At 50.7% G+C, this 18,545-nt stretch carries 16 protein-coding genes; 10 read left to right on the top strand and 6 right to left on the bottom strand.

Annotation, left to right across the window (positions count from 1 at the left end):
• The first annotated feature begins 177 nt into the window (after positions 1-177).
• Together HZB62_11375 and HZB62_11370 are read left to right on the top strand one after the other, a co-directional pair.
• The gene (locus HZB62_11375) at positions 178-828 is read left to right on the top strand and encodes a hypothetical protein (protein ID MBI5075748.1); all 651 of its coding nucleotides are present in this window, start codon (positions 178-180) and stop codon (positions 826-828) included.
• 40 nt (positions 829-868) lie between these two features.
• Positions 869-1,576, top strand: a complete 708-nt coding sequence (locus HZB62_11370; protein ID MBI5075747.1) for a nucleotidyl transferase AbiEii/AbiGii toxin family protein — start codon at positions 869-871, stop codon at positions 1,574-1,576.
• Positions 1,577-1,609: 33 nt separating this feature from the next.
• Here HZB62_11370 and HZB62_11365 read toward each other — a convergent pair whose 3' ends face one another.
• The 6 genes from HZB62_11365 to HZB62_11340 all read right to left on the bottom strand — a co-directional run bounded on the left by HZB62_11365 (position 1,610) and on the right by HZB62_11340 (position 9,261).
• Positions 1,610-1,933 (bottom strand): thioesterase family protein, encoded by a 324-nt coding sequence (locus tag HZB62_11365; protein MBI5075746.1) that lies wholly within the window; start codon positions 1,931-1,933, stop codon positions 1,610-1,612.
• 171 nt (positions 1,934-2,104) lie between these two features.
• The gene (locus HZB62_11360) at positions 2,105-3,214 is read right to left on the bottom strand and encodes a DUF4931 domain-containing protein (GenBank protein ID MBI5075745.1); all 1,110 of its coding nucleotides are present in this window, start codon (positions 3,212-3,214) and stop codon (positions 2,105-2,107) included.
• A gap of 32 nt (positions 3,215-3,246) precedes the next feature.
• Positions 3,247-4,437, bottom strand: a complete 1,191-nt coding sequence (locus tag HZB62_11355; protein ID MBI5075744.1) for a (Fe-S)-binding protein — start codon at positions 4,435-4,437, stop codon at positions 3,247-3,249.
• Between the two features lie 55 nt (positions 4,438-4,492).
• Entirely contained in the window at positions 4,493-5,326 is an 834-nt protein-coding gene (larE, locus tag HZB62_11350) for an ATP-dependent sacrificial sulfur transferase LarE (GenBank protein ID MBI5075743.1), read from the bottom strand.
• A complete protein-coding gene (locus HZB62_11345; GenBank protein MBI5075742.1) occupies positions 5,323-6,822 on the bottom strand; it encodes an Rne/Rng family ribonuclease in 1,500 nt (499 codons plus the stop codon). Before HZB62_11345 ends, larE begins: the two co-directional genes overlap by 4 nt.
• A 3-nt stretch (positions 6,823-6,825) precedes the next feature.
• The gene (locus HZB62_11340) at positions 6,826-9,261 is read right to left on the bottom strand and encodes a TIGR03960 family B12-binding radical SAM protein (protein ID MBI5075741.1); all 2,436 of its coding nucleotides are present in this window, start codon (positions 9,259-9,261) and stop codon (positions 6,826-6,828) included.
• Positions 9,262-9,363: 102 nt separating this feature from the next.
• On the opposite strand from HZB62_11340, the gene bamD reads away from it, so the two are divergent.
• The 8 genes from bamD (at position 9,364) to HZB62_11300 (ending at position 18,448) form a co-directional block, all read left to right on the top strand.
• Positions 9,364-10,137 (top strand): outer membrane protein assembly factor BamD, encoded by a 774-nt coding sequence (gene bamD, locus HZB62_11335; GenBank protein MBI5075740.1) that lies wholly within the window; start codon positions 9,364-9,366, stop codon positions 10,135-10,137.
• 16 nt (positions 10,138-10,153) lie between these two features.
• Positions 10,154-10,780 carry a bifunctional precorrin-2 dehydrogenase/sirohydrochlorin ferrochelatase gene (locus HZB62_11330; protein MBI5075739.1) on the top strand — a complete coding sequence of 209 codons (627 nt, stop codon included), beginning with the start codon at positions 10,154-10,156 and terminating at the stop codon, positions 10,778-10,780.
• A gap of 88 nt (positions 10,781-10,868) precedes the next feature.
• Positions 10,869-11,492 carry an HAD-IA family hydrolase gene (locus tag HZB62_11325; GenBank protein MBI5075738.1) on the top strand — a complete coding sequence of 208 codons (624 nt, stop codon included), beginning with the start codon at positions 10,869-10,871 and terminating at the stop codon, positions 11,490-11,492.
• Positions 11,493-11,661: 169 nt separating this feature from the next.
• A complete protein-coding gene (locus tag HZB62_11320) occupies positions 11,662-13,380 on the top strand; it encodes an SAM-dependent DNA methyltransferase (GenBank protein MBI5075737.1) in 1,719 nt (572 codons plus the stop codon).
• A 22-nt stretch (positions 13,381-13,402) separates the two neighbouring features.
• A complete protein-coding gene (locus HZB62_11315) occupies positions 13,403-14,443 on the top strand; it encodes a virulence RhuM family protein (protein MBI5075736.1) in 1,041 nt (346 codons plus the stop codon).
• A complete protein-coding gene (locus tag HZB62_11310; protein ID MBI5075735.1) occupies positions 14,440-15,639 on the top strand; it encodes a restriction endonuclease subunit S in 1,200 nt (399 codons plus the stop codon). Before HZB62_11315 ends, HZB62_11310 begins: the two co-directional genes overlap by 4 nt.
• Positions 15,636-17,780, top strand: a complete 2,145-nt coding sequence (locus HZB62_11305; protein MBI5075734.1) for an ATP-binding domain-containing protein — start codon at positions 15,636-15,638, stop codon at positions 17,778-17,780. Before HZB62_11310 ends, HZB62_11305 begins: the two co-directional genes overlap by 4 nt.
• The gene (locus HZB62_11300) at positions 17,777-18,448 is read left to right on the top strand and encodes a DUF2290 domain-containing protein (protein MBI5075733.1); all 672 of its coding nucleotides are present in this window, start codon (positions 17,777-17,779) and stop codon (positions 18,446-18,448) included. Before HZB62_11305 ends, HZB62_11300 begins: the two co-directional genes overlap by 4 nt.
• Positions 18,449-18,545 lie beyond the last annotated feature (97 nt).

The raw sequence follows: 18,545 nt of genomic DNA, 5'->3' as shown, positions 1-18,545 counted from the left end.
CGTGAACAGGGCGTTTTTGATATCTAAAATAGTGTTCAATATCAAGTAGTTACAGGTGCAGTAGTATGGTTCGATTCCCACACGCTCCCGCCATTATATTGTTTATTCAGTAAGCCTCGGGCGAGCCAATGAGTTGAAATCTTGATTTACCTAAAATAATTCATGTAAACTATTAACATGAAGTCAGCCGCGGATATAGGTCAGCTCTACTCTCTAATGGCAGGAGATATTCTCCCGACACTAACGGTGCATAATCAAGCCGTGCTCAATCAATTATTTTTGAAATTTTCTAAATCTGACGGGGATTCTTTCGAATATGATTCAGCGAGCTTGTCTGCGAATGCCAGGCTCACGACGGTAACCCTTCGCCATGCGATAAAAACTCTCGAATCTAAAGGGCTTGTGGAAATTCTTCAACGCGGCTCTTCTCATAAGCCAACAAGATACCGCTTAAAGTTTCTTGATAAAGCAGAACCCCACGGAATAGATCTAAAACAGTCAGCTAAGGGGAGTGCGGGCTTGGCCGAAAACCGCAAGTATTATGAATATACACCTGTCAAAGCCTTCCCGGGCGCGCAAGCCGTTGACCATTTAAGCTTTCCTTATAACTGGGCAAACAGCAATATGAGCGACGACACTTTGATTTCTGGTGTACTACGGAAGAATCGATTTCACGATGTCATGAGTATCTGTGTACAGTATGGTCTTGATAAGATTTCCGCAGTTGCAGCCGGCATTAAGGACCCTGATATCCGTACTGCTGCAGAGCAGACCTTAAAACGTATCCGTATTGGAAAAGAGATAGCAAGTGGGGAATTCAAAACTTAAGCTGTCACACCTGAATCCTGCCACGCGCAAGGTATTCAGTGTGATAGCAGCACTCCCCGATGCCGCGGCGTTTACCCTTATAGGCGGCACTGCCCTTTCTTTGCAGATCGGCCACAGGGTAAGTAATGACCTTGATTTTGCAGTATTTTCAGAACATTTGCCAACACAGAAGGTAGATAATCTGGTTGCAAAGCTAAAGGAACAGGGGCATAGCGTCAATTTGATTACTGACCCATCACAAATAAGCGTTTTCAAAATCAATACGGGCGAAAATCTGCTCAGTTTTGCCCGCGATTATACAATCGATAACGTCAAAATTACCTTCTTTGCCTATGGCCATAATAAGGAGCTGAGAAATTTCTACCAGCGGACACTCTCTATTGTATCCAGCAAGGTCTCCTTTCCCATTCTTGGGCTTGAAGGTCTCAAGACTGCAAAAACTCTTGTCCTGGCCAATAGGGCCAGATCAAGGGATCTCTTTGATCTGATGATTTTGATTCGTGATTATGGTTTTTCGATAACAGAAGCATTGGATATAGTGGAAAATCTCGGCACTAACAACGATCCTGAATATTACAAAGCTGTTATGACCGGGAAGATACCTCTGGATGTGGAAGATGAAGGTCTGGCCACGGTAAGCGTTAAAACATCCATTGACGAGATATACGAATTCTTCAACAATGCCATAGAACAGTACGAGATTTCTGTTGCTGCCGATTTCTGGCGCAGGTCCAATCTTAAAGAATAATCTTCAGAAATATTAGCTGGAGGAGCCCAGCCCCTAACCTCGGTCCTGGTGCTTTTTCTCCTGGACCTTCCTGTTGAATTTCTCGGTATGAATAATAAACCTGTCATGGGTCCCTTCGGATATTTTTTCGATCCCATCATGGGCTTCGAGACTGAAGGACAACTTGCGGCCTTCAACCTTATCCAATCTTCCCCTGACCGTGATGGACAGCCCTGAAGGAGTGGCTGCGATATGGCTGAAATTGACATGGATTCCAACGGTCTGCTCATGCGGATAGTCCATATACGGTTTGATCGCCCTGATACAGGCCCATTCGAAAAGCCCGACCATAAAGCCGGTTGCAAAGACCTTCGGCATAAGCTGAAACTCTTCTGATTAAGGCAGGAAAATCAAGTTTCTGCCCTTAACTGAATATTTCGGGACTGACTATCTTACCGTGGTTTCAAGAAGGGGGAAAACGCTGTCTTCATATGCAGAGGACTTTATTGCAGGCGTTCTAAAGGGTAACAGTAACAAACCGTAAGCGCCCTATCTATTTTCCAAATCTGCGTTTCTGAGCCGTTCGGCTGCATCTTCCGGACAGAGGGTATTCACAAAGAGTCCTGAGCCCAGCTCAAAACCGGTCGGGATACTTGTGCGGGGACATATCTCAATATGCCAGTGAAACGAAGGGAGGCTGTCGCTAAATGCCTGACCGTGCGGCAGGGAATGGATGAAGAAGTTGTACTGGGCGCCACCAAGGACTGCATTGAGCCTGGCCATGGTTCTCCTGAACAGTCTTGCAAGATCCGCACAATCTTCAGACACCATATCAATGAAATCTGCGCCATGCTGCAGCGGAAGGATATGCACCTCCCACTCATAGCGGCTGGCAAAGGGTTTTATTGCGATAAACCTGTCGCTTCTTTCTATCACGAACTGGCCCAGATCGATCCTGCGGCGGATCTCCCCTGACTCCCTGTCGTAAATGGTTGCTTCAAATGTCAGTGCCTCATCAATGAGCGTGCAGAATATGCATTTATGGGATTTCTGATAAAATGCCCGACTATTGCTGACTTCAGCCTGCACGTTGTCAGGGACAACGGGCATTGCAATGATCTGGCTATGCGTATGCGCAATGCTCGCGCCGGCTGCCGGCCCGAAATTCTTGAATATAAGCACATGCTGAAGCCTGTCGTCAGAATAATACAATTGCTCCATCCGCTCACGGTATGTTGAAAAAAGAAGAACAAGATGCTCCTCATCCATTTCATGGATCCTGATGCCGTGTGAAGAATGATCGATAACCACCTCATGCCTGCCGTACCCGTCTATTGCCTGCTGCAGACCAAAACCAAAATCCGGGTTCTCACGATCATCCCCGAGGATAGGATATTTGTTTTCGACAATGCGGAGCTGCCACGGTCCATCTTTTGGAATCTGGGCAATAGGCGGCGGCGTCATCCCCTCATTGCCTTTGCAGAACGGACAGGTATCCAGATGCGGACGGGCATCATGCGGCGCAGGAGCCTCATCTTTCCTGGGCCTCATGCTTCGGGCTGTGGCAACCAGCACCGATTCGGTCGGCACAACCGGATTGATCCGTATCTCCCTTATGATCCTTGTTGCTCCCTGAGCAGAATCAGCCTGTTTTCCCATTCGGTTATCCAATTCGTCTGAAATTTGATCTATTATTTCTTTGCAAGCACCGGCTCCTGGTAAAGCGTTCTCATGCAGTACGCCTCTTCGATCAGTTCTATGAGGTGAATAACCGGTCTGTCGGTGATGGTCCTGCCGAGCTGGAGCATGCAGCCCGGACATGACGTGACAACGGTCGAGGCCTTTGTTGCCATAATACTTGCCGACTGTTTGAAAAGCAGGTTTTCGGACATCTTCCGGTAAGAGACGCAGAACGTCCCTCCGAAACCGCAGCACTCCTGAGTGGCGGGCTCAATAAGGCCGAGCCCGGCCCTGGTGATGATATCCCGCGGTTCTTTTTTCACGCCGAGGCTGTATTGAAGATGGCAGGGGTCGTGATAGGTCACGGTACGGTCAATGGCCTCAACCCGCTCCAGTTTGTCCTGCAGAAAAACAGAGATGTCGGTCGCCTTTTCAAGTCCCTTGCCGATCAGGGTGACATATTCATGTTTCAATGTCAGCGTGCAGGTGGGGCAGAGGCTCAGTATGGCATCTACCTTGAGCCTGCTGAAGACGCGGTGGTTCTTGCGTGCGAGCTCTGCAGCCTCTTCTGCCATGCCGAGCGCACGAAGAGGGGCACCGCAGCAGACCTCGTCTTTTGGCAGCACGACCTCATAACCGAGGGATTGAAGCACATTGATAAGGGATTCGCCGAGATGAGGGAGAAGATAATTGACACTGCATCCGGTAAAAATTGCTACCCTGCCTTTTTTCTTCGGTACTTTATGCACCTGTTCAATGGCATGAAAGGGCTGGTCAGGGATCTCAGGACTGAAGGGTATGATTTTCCGCTTGGAGAGGAATGGTATAAAAAAATCCTGGCCCATAGAGAGGATCCTGAATGTCAGGTCCGGCCACAATGTCGAAAATTTCAGGAGATATCTCAGGAACCTTCTCCGCTTGTCACGATTTCTGAGCAGGGTCCGTCCCTTGTGGATCAATTCCGGGATGTCAATGCCGAGAGGGCATATGCTGGAACATGCACCGCAGAGAATACAGCTGTACAGACGCTCGCTCAGAAGAGGGGAGGGCTCCAGTTCACCGCTCATAAGACCCTTGACCAGCTTAAGCCGCCCACGCGCACTCATGCCCTCTGTCAGGCTGTCGTCATAGGTCGGACAGGTGGCCTTGCAGCTGCCGCAGAGGGTGCATCGTGAAAGGTCAGGAAAGTCTTCTTTATGCATGAGGTATTATAAACAATTAAGATGTGGTCAGACAGCAGAGCTGCTGCGCTCTCTCTCAGCTTCCTGCCGGGTCCTGTGGCAGAACGCGGTTCAGACTTCCGCTCGTGAAGCCTTCAAGATCAAGAGAAATAAAGCTGAATCCAAACGATCTGAAATTTTCAGCAACAGCCTGCCGGTTTTTGAGCACGGTCATCATTTCATGCTCAGGCACTTCAATGCGGGCAACATCATTATGGATCCTGACGCGCACGACCTCGATGCCGATCGATTTTAGATACCCCTCTGCCTGCTCGACCCGGCGAAGGAGAGGCAGGGTTATCTTCTGACCATAGGGGAAACGTGAGGAGAGGCAGGGAGAAGAGGGTCTGTTCCAGGTATCGAGCCCTAATTTCTTTGAAAGCAGCCTGATATCGTCTTTTAAAAGCCCTGCTTCAGCAAGGGGGCTCTGCACGCCGTACAACCGGGCAGCCTTTCTCCCCGGCCTGAAATCCTTCAGATCATCTGCATTGCTTCCGTCGAAAAGAGCATCAAAGGATTCTGCTTCTGCGATCTGTTGCATTCTCTGAAAAAGGTCCTGCTTGCAGAAGAAGCACCGGTCAGGAGGGTTGTTCAGAAAGGATTCGTTCTGCAGCTCTCCGGTCATGATCACCCGGTGCTGAACACCTTCCTGCAGGGCAAAGGCAATGGCCTGCTGCAGATCCTTTTCCGGGACTGTTTCGGATTTTCCTGTTATTGCGAGAAAGGGGACGCCCGAGATCTTCATTGCCCTGAGCAGGAACGAGCTGTCAACACCGCCTGAAAAGGCGAGCAGCGCAGACGGTGTATCTTTCAGTATCGTTATGAGGGAAGATAATTTTTGGTCGAGGATTTCAGGATCCTCAGGGCTCACAGGGAGCTGACCTCATAATTTTCCTGATGCATCTTGCTGTCAGGCCTGATGATCACCTTTGCACCGTACTGTTTTTCGACATCCTCGATGCCCAGCATCTCCTCGTCAGAGAGAAGTTCGGCAACGAGAGGATGGGCAGTAATGATGATCTTGGTGCTGCCGTGGCGCGCCATCTTTTTTATGGTGCGCAGGATCTCATACGAAAGCGTATCAGGAGATTTTATAAATCCTTTCCCTTCACAGTAAGGGCAGGTAGTGCAGAGCGTCCTGCCCAGGCTTTCCCTGACCCGCTTTCTGGTCATCTGGATAAGGCCGAGCTCTGAGACGTGAAGGATCGTATTCTTTGCCCGGTCCTTTTTCATCGCCTCGGAAAAGGCATTGAAGAGCTTTTCCCTGTTCTCGATAATGTCCATATCGATAAAGTCTATGATGATGATGCCGCCGAGGTTCCGGAGCCTTATCTGGTAAGCGATCTCTTTCACTGCCTCGAGATTTGTCTTCAGGATCGTATCTTCGAGCCCTTCCTTGCCGACGAATTTTCCGGTGTTGACATCTATGACGGTCATTGCCTCTGTCTGGTCAACGACAATATAGCCGCCTGATTTCAGCCAGACCCTGCGGCCCAGGGCGCGTGAGATATCAAGCTCAATGCCGAAGGCGTCGAAGATCGGTTCTGCCTCTTCATAGAGTTCGATCCTGTTGAGCAGCTTGGGGAAATAGGTCTTCACGAACTCGATCACCCGGGCATATTCTTCCCTGGAATCTATGACAAGGCGCTCAACTTCCTGGCTCATCAGGTCACGGATCGATCTGATCACCAGATCAAGATCGCTGTAGAGCAGACCGCGGGCAGGCACACGGTCCTTTTTCCTCTGGAGGTTTTCCCAGAGCAGTACGAGGAATTCAAGGTCTTTTTTGAGGTCCTCTTCTGGGGAGCCCTCACTTGCCGTGCGGATGATAAGGCCGTACCCTTCAGGCTTTATGCGTTCAACGATCGCACTCAGCCGGACACGCTCATCTTCGCTCATGATCCTTCGTGAGATGCCGACATGTTCAACATTCGGCATCAGCACCAGATATCTTCCGGGGAGTGTTATATAGGATGTCGCCCGCGCACCCTTGCTGCCGATGGGGTCTTTCGAGACCTGGACCAGAAGCTCCTGACCGTCCTGGAGCACTTCATCAATGGGAGTCTCGGCACGGGACCTTCTGGGGAAGAGATCTGTTGAGGAGTCCTTCTCCTCGAACATCGGGGCATATTCATCTGCATCTGTCTGGATATCAGCCACATAGAGAAAAGCGGCCTTTTCAAGGCCGATGTCAACAAAGGCTGACTGCATGCCCGGCAGGATCTTGACAACCTTCCCTTTATATATGTTGCCGACAAAGCTTGTATCGCGCCTGCGTTCGACATAGAACTCAATGACCTGACCGCTCTCCAGAAGGGCGACCCGTGTCTCGCCGTGCGTTATATTGATCAGAAGTTCCATGCCCATAGTCTAATCCTCCAGTGGTTCTTTCCAGCCGTTGTCCCAGCCGTACATGGCAATCCTGGTGATCTCAAGGTCATCAGCAGGCTTGCCGAAGATCAGAGGGAGGAGTTCATCAAGCCTCACCTTTATATCTCCAAGGTCCTTTACGGTGATGCGGGCAGACGTATCCCCTGTTGTAACAGCTTCCTCGACCATATCAGATATGCGGAATGAGTTCTGTTTTCTCTGCACGGGCATATCCCTGTTTTCGAGATAGGCATCAAGGGAAAGCCCCTTTTTACCAATGATCTCATAGGTATATCTTACTACAAACCCTGTCAGGGATTTTTCACCTTTGTCTATCGCTTTCATGGTCAGGGCCTGAAGGCCCCGGGGAAGATTTCCCTGCAGCAGCAGGAGCCCTGTTGCTATATCGAAAGGCGGGATCAGCTCCATGTCGAGATATTCTTTCAGGCCTGCTGTGCCGACGCTGAGCGCAGGCCCGAACGATGTCTTTGGTCCGGGATGAAATCCCTCGGTATATTTGAACGGAAACCCTGACCGTCTCATGCCGCGCAGCAGGGCTGTCGTTGTCTCAAGATGAGAAAGATATCGCAGCCTTCCGGTCTTGGCATACTGGAGCCTCACTTTCATGGATACGCCTGCAACAGGAAAGGACTTTTTTGTTTCTTTATCTGCTGTGATGGACAGGTCAGCAGCGGTCTCCTGCGCCATATCCTCAGGCCTGCATTTCAGGCCGCAGGCATGGCAGACCTTTCTGCAGTCAGAGGTGAATTGGGCGGCTAAAGCAGTCTGGTATTCCTTCCAGAGAAATTTTTTGGTGACGCCGATATTGATGTTGTCCCAGGGAAGTGCTGCCTCAGGATCAATGGTGCGTTCAGCATAATCAGCAGCATTAATCCCGGTGTTCTCCATAGCCTGTTTCCATTTGGCCATATCAAAATATTCTGTCCAGGCATCGAGCCTGCAACCGAGACGCCAGGCTTCTTCAATGAGTCGTGCAAGGGTTTCGTCGCCGCGTGCGAAGGCTGCCTCAAGCACGGACATCTCAGGATCATGCCCTCTGAACTGGATGCCTTTTCTCAGAAGAGCTCCCTTCAGGTACCGGTTCTTTTCGATGATAAGCTCAAGGCTGTTCTGTCCATACCATTGAAACGGCGTATGCGGCTTCGGCACAAAGGGAGAAACACCGACACTGAGCGTGGCGCGTCTATTGGTCAGCCTTTTTGAGGTATTGATCGCCTGCCAGACCATCTCAGGGATGGCAGTGATGTCCTCATCAGTCTCGGTCGGCAGGCCTATCATGAAATAGAGCTTGAGGCTCTGCCATCCTGCCCTGAAAAGTTTTTCGAGCGCCTGTGCATACATATCGCTCGTGAAATCCTTGTTGATGACCGCCCGCAGCCTGTCTGTGCCGGCCTCAGGAGCGATCGTAAAACCGGACTTGCGCACAGCACGGAGCTCTTTGAGCATCTCGTCATTTACCGAGCCGACGCGCAGTGACGGCAGGGAGAGGGAAACCCGCTCAGAAGAGAACCGCCGGTTGAACTCCTTCATGAGAGGACCCAGACATGAGTAATCGCCCGAGCTCAGGGAAGTAAAGGAGACCGTGTCATATCCCGTTGACTTCAGCGACTGCCCGGCGATCGCCAGCACCTTTTCCGGTGACCGTTCGCGCACAGGCCGATAGATCATGCCTGCCTGGCAGAACCTGCAGCCCATGGTGCAGCCCCGGGAGATCTCGATATTGATCCTGTCATGGACGATATTCGTAAAAGGCACAACAGGCTCAGCCGGAAAAGGAGCATTATCAAGGGAATCAATGTACCGGCGGTTCACCATTCTGTCTTTGCCGAAAAGAGGCACAAAGACGCCTTCTATCCTGGCAAGGGCTTTCAGCAGACCGAGTTTTTCGCCTGAGCCGCCGGTCTTCCAGTGGTGAAAGACCGAAAGGATCTCCCTGACCGCTTCCTCGCCGTCACCGATGAGAAAGGCATCAATAAAAGGAGACATGGGATAGGGATTTACCGTGCAGGGCCCTCCTGCAATGATCAGAGGAAGATCCTTGCGTGCTAAGCGTTCTTCAGTTGTCAGGGGCATATTGCCAAGATCGATCATATTCAGGACCGTGGTAAAGGCAAGCTCATACTGAAGGCTGAAGCCGACGATATCAAAGGCATGCAGGGGTTTGCCTGACTCAAGGGACGAGAGCGGTTCTTTCTGCTCTCGCATGGCTGTTTCAAGATCAGGCCAGGGAGAAAAGACACGTTCAGCAGAGGCATAGTCAAGATCATTGACAACAGCATAAAGGATCCTGAGCCCGAGGTGGGACATGCCCACATCATAAATGTCCGGAAAGGCCAGGGCAATGGACAGGGGGGCATTTTTATGGACAGAGTTGTACTCGCTGTTTATATATCTGCCCGGCTTCTGGAAATGCAAAAGATTCACCCATAACGATAGCACTCGTGAAACCGCTTTGGCAAGGCAACGGATTCCGGGCTTGCCTTGACTTCGCTTTATGGGTACAGCTTTAATAACTTCATGAAAATAATAAGAATACTTTCAGCTCTGTCCCTGCTTCTGCTTCTTTTCGCCTGCTCGAAGTCTGCGGTGAAGCCTGCTGCCAATGAGGAATTTAATGCTGAACTTTCGTTTGAGAAGGCAAATAAACTTATTGAAAGCAAAGACTATGAACAGGCCAGGGCGCTGCTCCTCGAAATAAAAAACAGGGACCTTACCAAGAAATATGCCCCTCTTGCGCAGCTCAGGATAGCAGATGCCTATGCCAAGGATAGCGAACCTGAGCTGGCAGTTGCCGAGTACCGCCGGTTCCTTGAGATCTATCCTGACCACCAGCATGCAGCGTATGCCCAGTACCAGGTTGCCATGGTCTATTTCGGCCAGATCGAAGGCCCTGAGAGAGGGTATGGCGGTGCTGCAAAGGCCCTTGCCGAATTCGAGAAACTGAAAAAGGATTTTCCGCGGAATCCGTATAAGGACCTTATCGATATACGGATCGAGAAGTGCAGGACAATAATGGCCGACTATGAGTATCTGGTGGGAGATTATTATCTGAACAAGAAATCCTACAGCGCTGCCATTGACCGTTTTGAGACCCTGATGAAGAAATTCCCTGACTACAAGAAAGAAGATACGGTCCTGCTGAAGCTCGGCATGGCATATAGAGGGGCAGGTCAGAAGGAAAAAGCCGAGTCGCTCCTGAACCGTCTTATTGAAAAATATCCGAACAGTCCTTTGTCAAAGGAAGCAAAAAAAGAGCTCGGCTCCCTGACAAAAGACGAGAAGAAGAAGTAGTCTCATCCTGCCTTTTGTGAACTATTATCCTGCGTTTCTCAATCTCCAGGGAAAAAAAACGGTTGTTGTGGGGGGCGGCACCATAGCCGAACGAAAGATCCTCTCGCTCCTGAAGGCAGGCGCTGCAGTGACTGTTGTCAGCCCTTCAATAACTGCCAGACTCCGCAAAGAAAAAGAGAAGAAACACCTGACGCATATAAATCGTTCTTACCGGAAGGGTGACCTCAAGGGGAGTGTGCTCGTTGTTGCTGCAACCGATGATCCCTCGGTAAACACGCGGGTTGCTGCTGATGCGCCGGCCCTGGTCAATGTCGTTGATGTCCCGAAAGAGTGTTCCTTTATTGCGCCTTCGGTCATTAAGCGCGGGCCCTTGACGATCGCGATCTCAACAGGAGGAATAAGCCCTGCTTTTTCCAGGACCATTCGGCAGGAACTGGAAAAGATCTATGGCCAGGAGATCGGAGAATACCTTTGTTTTGTAAGGGGCATGAGAAAGAGGGCTTTGGCCGGCATAAGTGACGCGAAAAAAAGAGAACGTTTCCTGAAGGGTCTTGCCTCAAACAAGACCTTGCAGAGCCTGCGCACAGAGGGCTTTCGGGTGGCCAGAAAAGCCGTTGAAGAAAGGCTCGCGAAGTTGATCTGACGCTGCTCATGATTCGACCACGTCACAGGGAGCATAGTTGTTGAAGCCCCTCATCCCTCTTCATGAGATCAAGTATGTCCTTCTGGATATGGACGGCACCCTCCTTGACAAGTATTTCGACGACTATTTCTGGGAGCACCTCCTGCCGGAAAGATATGCAGAGAAAAAGAAGATCACCTTTGGCATGGCAAAGGAAGAACTCCTTGCCAGATACAAAATGCACGAAGGCACCCTGAACTGGACTGACATTGACTTCTGGTCCCGGGAGGTGGATATAGACATCCCGGCGCTGAAGGAGCAGATGCGCCACCTGATCGAGGTGCATCCCCATGTTGAGGAGTTTTTGCAGATGCTGAGGCAGCAGAAGAAAAAAGTATTTCTGGTGACCAATGCCCATTACAAGGTGCTTGAGATCAAGCTGAAAAAGACAGAGATCGGCAAGTATTTTGATGCAGCAGTCACTTCGTTCGAGATGGGGTATGCCAAGGAAGAGATCGGGTTCTGGGAAAAGGTCCAGAAGCGGCTCAAGTTCGACAAGGAAAAGACCCTTTTTATTGATGACACCGAGGCGGTCCTGAAGACGGCAAAGCAGTACGGCATCAAATACATTCTTTATAAGGCCTATGCCAGCTCAAAGGCTGAGAAAGGCCATTCCCCCCACTTCCCCGCGATCCATGATTTCCGGGAACTGATGTCTCCTGAGAAAGAATAGGAAGTCCAGCCAGACTCTTTGGAAGAGAGCATTGTTCTTGTAAAATAGGCTGTTGCTCACTAAAATAGTGCTGTTATCTTTAGTCAGACCATAAGGGGACAAACAGGGGGTTACAGGCGCTTTGCAAAACGATCTGATTTACTCTTCCAAACAGTGGAGATGCGCATAGATGCAGTGGGTCGCGCCGTCTGAAAAGGATACTGCCACAGACACACTCGAAAAAAAGCTCTGGGATGCGGCGGACCAGTTTCGGGCCAACTCCGGCCTTACCTCTGCTCAATACTCAGCCCCTGTTTTAGGCCTGATCTTCCTGCGTTTTGCCGAAGTCCGTTTCAATGTCCTGCGCAGCAAACTCGAAAAGGCAGGCCAATCATCGCGGCGGTCCACCTCACGCATTGACGAGCCTGCAGCCTATCATGCAGAAGGTGTGATCTATCTCACGCCGAACGCCCGGTTCGATTCCCTCCTGTCTCTTCCTGAAGGCGGCAATATCGGCAAGACGATCAACGAGGCTATGCGGGACATCGAGAAGCACAACCCCCAGCTTGCAGGCGTCCTGCCGAAGACGTATGAGATATTTTCAGGAACACTGCTCAAGGAACTGCTCAAAAAAGTCTCGGAAATCCCGGCAACTATTGACTACGACGCCTTTGGCAGAATATATGAATATTTCTTAGGCGAGTTCGCCAGGACAGAGGGACAGAAGGGCGGCGAGTTCTACACACCGGCAAGCATTGTCCGGCTTCTTGTCGAGATCATCGAGCCCTATCATGGCCGCATACTCGATCCTGCCTGCGGCTCAGGCGGCATGTTCGTGCAGAGTGCGCGCTTTGTTGCCGAGCATAAGAAGAACCCTTCCTCAGAATTATCCATACACGGCCAGGAAAAGGTTGCTGCGACCATTGCGCTCTGCCGCATGAACCTTGCCATGCACGGGCTTGAAGGCGACATCCGCGAGGCGATCACCTATTATGACGACCTGCACCAGTCCACTGGCCGGTTCGACTTTCTCCTTGCCAATCCTCCGTTCAATGTCAACGCAGTGGATAAGGAGAGGCTTGAGGCAGAGGTCGGCAAAGGCCGCAGGTATCCCTTTGGTCTGCCCCGGACTGATAATGCAAACTATCTCTGGATTCAGCTCTTCTATTCTGCGCTGAATGAAAAGGGCCGTGCAGGTTTTGTGATGGCCAACTCAGCCTCAGACGCCCGCTCGTCTGAGCAGGATTTAAGACGCAAGCTTCTTGATGACAACGCGGTTGATGTAATGGTCGCTGTCGGGCTGAATCTGTTTTATACCGTCACACTCCCCTGCACGCTTTGGTTCTTCGACCGCGGCAAGAAGAATTTGCCCCCTCGCCCTTTGGGGGAGAGGGCTGGGGTGAGGGGTTGCGATACCGTGCTGTTCATAGATGCCAGACATATCTACCGGCAGATAGACCGCGCACATCGGGACTGGGCAGATGTTCAGATCGGTTTCCTTGCCAACATTGTAAGACTCTATCGCGGAGAAGAGCCTGACTTCACCCTCGGTGGAGATGAGGCAAAAGCAAAACTTGAAGAAGTGTTTGGTTCGCCCACTTTGAAAAAGGGGGCCGCCAAGAAAGTAACCCCCTCGCCCCTTGGGGGAGAGGGCGGGGGTGAGGGGTATCTCCAGTATCGCGATATCCCCGGCCTTTGCAAGGTCGCTACGCTGAAAGAGATCGAAGCGCAGGGCTGGTCATTGAATCCCGGCCGTTACGTCGGCGTTGCTCCGGGCGAGGTAGTGAGTGATGAGGATTTCAAGGAGAAGCTGGAGACGCTGAATGAAGAGTTGGAAGTTCTGAACGCCCAGGCGCGGGAACTGGAAGCTACCATTGCAAGGAATGTGGCGGAGATTTTAGAGTCATGATTCCGATACCCGGAGATGAACGATGAGTGATTCAGATCAGAGCAAGCTACCTGCCAAAGGCCAATTCCTTGTGTACGTGGCCGAGGATGGGCGGACAAAGCTCGAAGTCCGCCTGGAAAACGAAACTGTCTGGCTAACCCAGGCGCATATAGCAAAACTTTTTCAGACGACCATACCCAATATCAGCATGCACCTGCGCAACGTGCTTGCCGAAGGAGAATTACAGGCGGATTCAGTTATTAAGGAATTCTTAATAACTGCCGTTGACGGTAAAAACTACGCCACAAAACATTACAACCTCGACGCCATCATCTCCGTCGGCTACCGGGTCAAAAGCGCTGTTGCCACCCGCTTTCGCATCTGGGCCACACAGCAGCTGCGCGAGTTTATCGTCAAAGGCTTCGTCCTCGATGACGAACGCCTCAAGAACCCTGATCGTCCTTTCGACTATTTTGACGAACTGCTTCGGCGGATACAGGATATCCGCACCTCCGAGAGGCGCTTTTACCAGAAGATCACCGATATCTACGCAACCAGCATTGACTACGACCCCACCCAGCAGGAGAGCATCGAGTTCTTCCAGACCGTACAGAACAAGATGCACTGGGCCATCACCGGCCAGACTGCGGCGGAGATTATCCACACCCGTGCCGATAGCGCCAAACCCAACATGGGGCTGACCACTTGGCGCGGCGTCAAGGTACGCAAGGAGGATGTTGCCATTGCCAAGAATTATCTGAATGAGCCGGAACTGGCGGCATTGAACAATCTTGTCGAGCAATATCTGGTCTTTGCCGAAGGCCAGGCAATGCGCCGCGTGCCCATGCATATGCGCGACTGGCTCGCCAAGCTCCACGGTTTTCTGACCATTAACGATCGCGATATTCTTACTCATGCCGGAAAGATTTCGCACGAAATGGCGAAGGAACTGGCCGAGTCGGAATATGACAAGTTCAACCTCCAGCGCATCCAACAGGCCGACGCGGACGGCGGGGAGTTTGAGAAGGCGATCATGCATCTGCCGACACAGCCCAAGGCGAAGAAGAAGGGTGGGAAGAAATGAAGCCTGGCGGAGATGCTGGAGGCGGGGGGATGGTGAGCGAGTGGCGAACTGCTAAGCTCGGAGAGGTTGTTGCTTTCAAAACAGGCAAGCTCGACTCAAATGCCGCTGTGCCCAACGGGGACTACCCTTTCTTCACCTGCTCCCAGGAGACTCTGCGGACAAATACTTTCAGCTTCGATACTGAGTGCGTGCTGTTGGCCGGGAACAACGCTAACGGAATTTACCCGCTGAAGTATTTCCACGGGAAGTTCGATGCTTATCAGCGAACGTATGTGGTGACGCCTCGCGACCCCAATCAACTGACAACCAGATTTCTCTACTATACGCTCCGCCCTAAGCTTTCAGAGTTTCGTAGTGTCTCGACGGGGGCGGCAACTAAGTTTTTGACACTGACGATTCTCAACGATACAGAGATTAAAGTTCCTCCTCTCCCCGTGCAGCGGCGCATCGCGGGTATCCTGTCTGCCTATGACGAGCTGATCGAAAACAACCTGCGGCGGATAAAGATTCTGGAGGAAATGGCCCGCGCCCTCTACCGCGAGTGGTTCGTCCTCTTTCGCTTCCCCGACCATGAAAAAATCCCTCTCGTCGATTCGCCTCTTGGCAAGATTCCGAAAGGGTGGGAGGTCAAGCAGCTCAATGATGTTTGTCACCTTACAATGGGACAGTCACCAAAATCAGAGTACTACAATAAAATCGGCGAGGGTTTGCCGTTCCATCAGGGCGTAACTAACTTTGGCGACAGGTTCCCGACTGATCGACTCTATTGCTCAGTCGAGGGACGCATTGCCGAACCGGGCGATATACTTTTCAGTGTTCGTGCTCCTGTCGGGCGTATGAATATAGCTGAAAAGAAAATGATCCTTGGTCGTGGCCTTTCGGCAATTCGCCACAAGGACGGCCATCAGACTTTCCTGTGGGAGCAGTTATGTGACAGATTTCAAGAAGAAGACACGATAGGAAACGGTGCAATATTTGCTGCGGTTACGCGCGATGACATGCAAAACATCCAATTAATCTGCCCGACTGAGTCAGTTATTTGTTCTGCAGAGAGCCACCTAACGCCATTGCATGAAGAAATAGCTGTGCTTTCAACGCAGACTGCTAATCTCCGCAGCACCCGCGATCTGTTGCTGCCGCGGTTGCTGTCGGGGGAGGTAAATATTTTCAATAATCTCGGAGGTGCTGATATATGATTAACACTGTTTGGGGTAGCACGGACAAACCAGTGTCGAGTAAGCAACTGGCTACGCTGCTGGCCGCTCAGCGAGAGCTCAACGGGACGCTCTATATCGGCTACCCTATTATCGGAACTTCTGAGGGATCCTTTCCTATTGATGCCCTTTTTGTATCTGCATCAAAAGGCTTGGTGTTATTCAATCTTATCGAGGGCAGACTTCTTGAAGAATATGGGGCGGCACAAGATGAAGCCTTCAATAAGATGCAGGCTAAATTGCTTCAGCATCAGTCTCTGATTCGGAAACGGCAACTCTTGGTGAAAATTCATACAATCACGTTTGCACCAGCGGTGGCGCAACTTAATCAGGCTGACGAAGAACACCCGATCTGCAACGGAGAATCACTGTTGGGGACTTTGGATTCGCTTGAGGATAGCGATCCAAGCGTGTTCGAGTCATTGGTTGCTGTCATTCAGGCCATTTCCACTCTTCGCCGCGGAAGAAAGAGAAGAGAACTGCGTAGCACTACTTCCAAGGGAGCGATAATCAAGTCGCTCGAGGACTCAATCGCTAATCTCGATACCCAACAAAGTGCAGCCGTCGTGGAAACTTCTGATGGGGTACAGCGGATCCGAGGTTTGGCCGGTTCGGGCAAGACAATCGTACTGGCACTAAAAGTTGCTTATTTGCATGCAAGTCATCCCGATTGGCTGATTGCAGTCACGTTTAACACACGCTCGCTTAAAAAGCAGTTTGAACAGCTCATAACTATGTTTGTTTTTGAACAGACAAACGAAGAGCCGGATTGGGAGAAAGTAAGAATACTGAACGCTTGGGGCGCACCCGGGGGCAAAGACCGAACAGGAATTTACTATGAGTTTTGCCGTGATCACGGTGTGGAATACCTTGATTTCGGTTCCGCCCGGCAATTTGGCCCTGACCGGCAGTTTGAGGGGGCCTGCGATCTCGCCCTCTCTTCCGTGAAAGGCTTCGTTCCGAAGTATGACGTTATCCTTGTAGACGAGGCGCAAGATTTCGCATCGAATTTCCTTCTCCTGTGCTACGAGTATTTGAAGAATCCAAAGCGACTTGTATTCGCATATGACGAATTGCAGAACCTTGGGAAAAGATCACTGCCACCAGTCGAAGATATTTTTGGCAAGAACCCGGATGGAACTCCTCGTGTCGTTTTGCAACCTGAAGAGCCGGGCAAACCTAAACAGGACATTGTTTTGGACGTCTGCTACCGAAATTCCGGTCCAGTGCTGTCAACTGCACATGCACTCGGATTTGGAGTATATCGCAGCGAGGGACTCGTGCAGATATTTGAGAACAAAAGCCTGTGGCTGGATATCGGCTACACTGTCAAAGATGGAGAGCTTGAGGACGGCCAGATGGTCACAATGGTTCGCACATCAAAGGCGAGCCCGGCTTTTTTGGCAAGTCACTCGCCGATTGAAGATTTAATTGCGTTTGAAACTTTCAAGTCAGAAGCCGAACAAACAGCATGGCTCGCAAAGGCTATTGAGCAAAACCTCAGGACAGATGAACTCCTGCCGGATGATATTGTTGTCATCAATCCCAATCCGCTAACTACGAGAGAAGCTGTGGCCGAACCAAGAAAGCTCCTCCTTCAGAAGGGGATCAATTCCAACTTGGCAGGGGTCACCACATCTGTAGATATCTTTTCAGAGCCTGGCACAGTAACTTTCACTGGCATCTTCCGCGCAAAGGGAAATGAGGCCGCAATGGTGTATGTTATTAACGCGCAGGATTGTTTCACTGCGTTGCTGCCGAGAGATCGCGCTCGTGTTCGCAATCGGCTTTTTACCGCTATCACCCGCAGCAAAGCATGGGTGCGTGTTCTTGGCTATGGGCAAGCCATGGAGGCGTTGCAGGCTGAATTCATGATGATTCGACAGGCCGGTTTCGAGTTACGATTCAAATACCCGACAGAGCCGGAGCGACAGAAGATGACAATCGTGAATCGTGATATGTCGAAGGAGGAAAAGGAAAGATTTGCGAAGAAACAAAGTAACATGCTTGATATCATTGAGTCGTTGGAATCAGGCGATACGTTTATTGAAGATTATCCGGCCGACGTCATTAGTAAGTTGCAAAAGCTCCTTGATAAAAAACCTAAAAGGCGATCGAGATGAACTCCAGAGAAACGCTGCAACAGTTAGCGCAATTGACAGAGACGATGGTAGGCCTGAGTCTTTCGAATGATCAGAACTTCCCCTCTACTCATGGACAAATCGATCGGGATTTTGAGATAACGGTCAATGGATCGGATCGCATGACGACAGCGCTGAAGAACATCGCCTACCGTGATATTTATGCCGAACTGGAGCAAGCACGATGCTTCAATTTAAAGATGCTTGATGGCGCACTTGTGACGCTTCAGTATAGGTTTTGTAATGGCGACATACGCGAGCATGTGCTTTCCTATTTCCCTTCGCCAGACTTGGAGCATTTCCAAAATGATCCCGAAGTCTATCTTCTGGACGAGGTCTACGCTGACATTATCGCAAGGAACATTGTGCCGTTTCCAATCCGCTTCGATTTTAGTAATGATGATGCAAAGTTTGTGGAAATCCATCATCCCCGTTCGCACCTTACACTAGGCCAATATAAGAATTGTCGTATTCCCTTGTGCTCACCAGTTACTCCGTTAACTTTCGGAGGTTTCATTCTACGGAATTTCTATAACACTGCATTTCGTAAGTATTCAGATGAGATCCCTGCGCCTATACTCTCATTTGCCAACACCATCACTGCGAATGAAAGAAAAATCCCTCATCTTTCGCTCGGTACGACGAGCTGACCCATGACACACGCCTACACTGAAGACCAGCTTGTCGAGCAGCCCACCATAGGCCTTTTCGCCAACCTTGGCTGGCAGCCCGATCAGATTACTGCCT

Source organism: Nitrospirota bacterium, assembly GCA_016214855.1.
GTDB lineage: Bacteria > Nitrospirota > Thermodesulfovibrionia > Thermodesulfovibrionales > UBA6898 > UBA6898.
This window is presented reverse-complemented; position numbering and strand designations above follow the sequence as displayed.

Excerpts from the sequence above, each read along its gene's own strand:
- HZB62_11375 (MBI5075748.1), top strand. The coding sequence starts at position 178 with ATGAAGTCAGCCGCGGATATAGGTCAGCTCTACTCTCTAATGGCAGGA.
- HZB62_11365 (MBI5075746.1), bottom strand. The coding sequence starts at position 1,933 with ATGCCGAAGGTCTTTGCAACCGGCTTTATGGTCGGGCTTTTCGAATGG.
- HZB62_11360 (MBI5075745.1), bottom strand. The coding sequence starts at position 3,214 with ATGGGAAAACAGGCTGATTCTGCTCAGGGAGCAACAAGGATCATAAGG.
- HZB62_11355 (MBI5075744.1), bottom strand. The coding sequence starts at position 4,437 with ATGCATAAAGAAGACTTTCCTGACCTTTCACGATGCACCCTCTGCGGC.
- HZB62_11345 (MBI5075742.1), bottom strand. The coding sequence starts at position 6,822 with ATGGGCATGGAACTTCTGATCAATATAACGCACGGCGAGACACGGGTC.
- bamD (MBI5075740.1), top strand. The coding sequence starts at position 9,364 with ATGAAAATAATAAGAATACTTTCAGCTCTGTCCCTGCTTCTGCTTCTT.
- HZB62_11325 (MBI5075738.1), top strand. The coding sequence starts at position 10,869 with ATGGACGGCACCCTCCTTGACAAGTATTTCGACGACTATTTCTGGGAG.
- HZB62_11320 (MBI5075737.1), top strand. The coding sequence starts at position 11,662 with ATGCAGTGGGTCGCGCCGTCTGAAAAGGATACTGCCACAGACACACTC.
- HZB62_11315 (MBI5075736.1), top strand. The coding sequence starts at position 13,403 with ATGAGTGATTCAGATCAGAGCAAGCTACCTGCCAAAGGCCAATTCCTT.
- HZB62_11310 (MBI5075735.1), top strand. The coding sequence starts at position 14,440 with ATGAAGCCTGGCGGAGATGCTGGAGGCGGGGGGATGGTGAGCGAGTGG.
- HZB62_11305 (MBI5075734.1), top strand. The coding sequence starts at position 15,636 with ATGATTAACACTGTTTGGGGTAGCACGGACAAACCAGTGTCGAGTAAG.
- HZB62_11300 (MBI5075733.1), top strand. The coding sequence starts at position 17,777 with ATGAACTCCAGAGAAACGCTGCAACAGTTAGCGCAATTGACAGAGACG.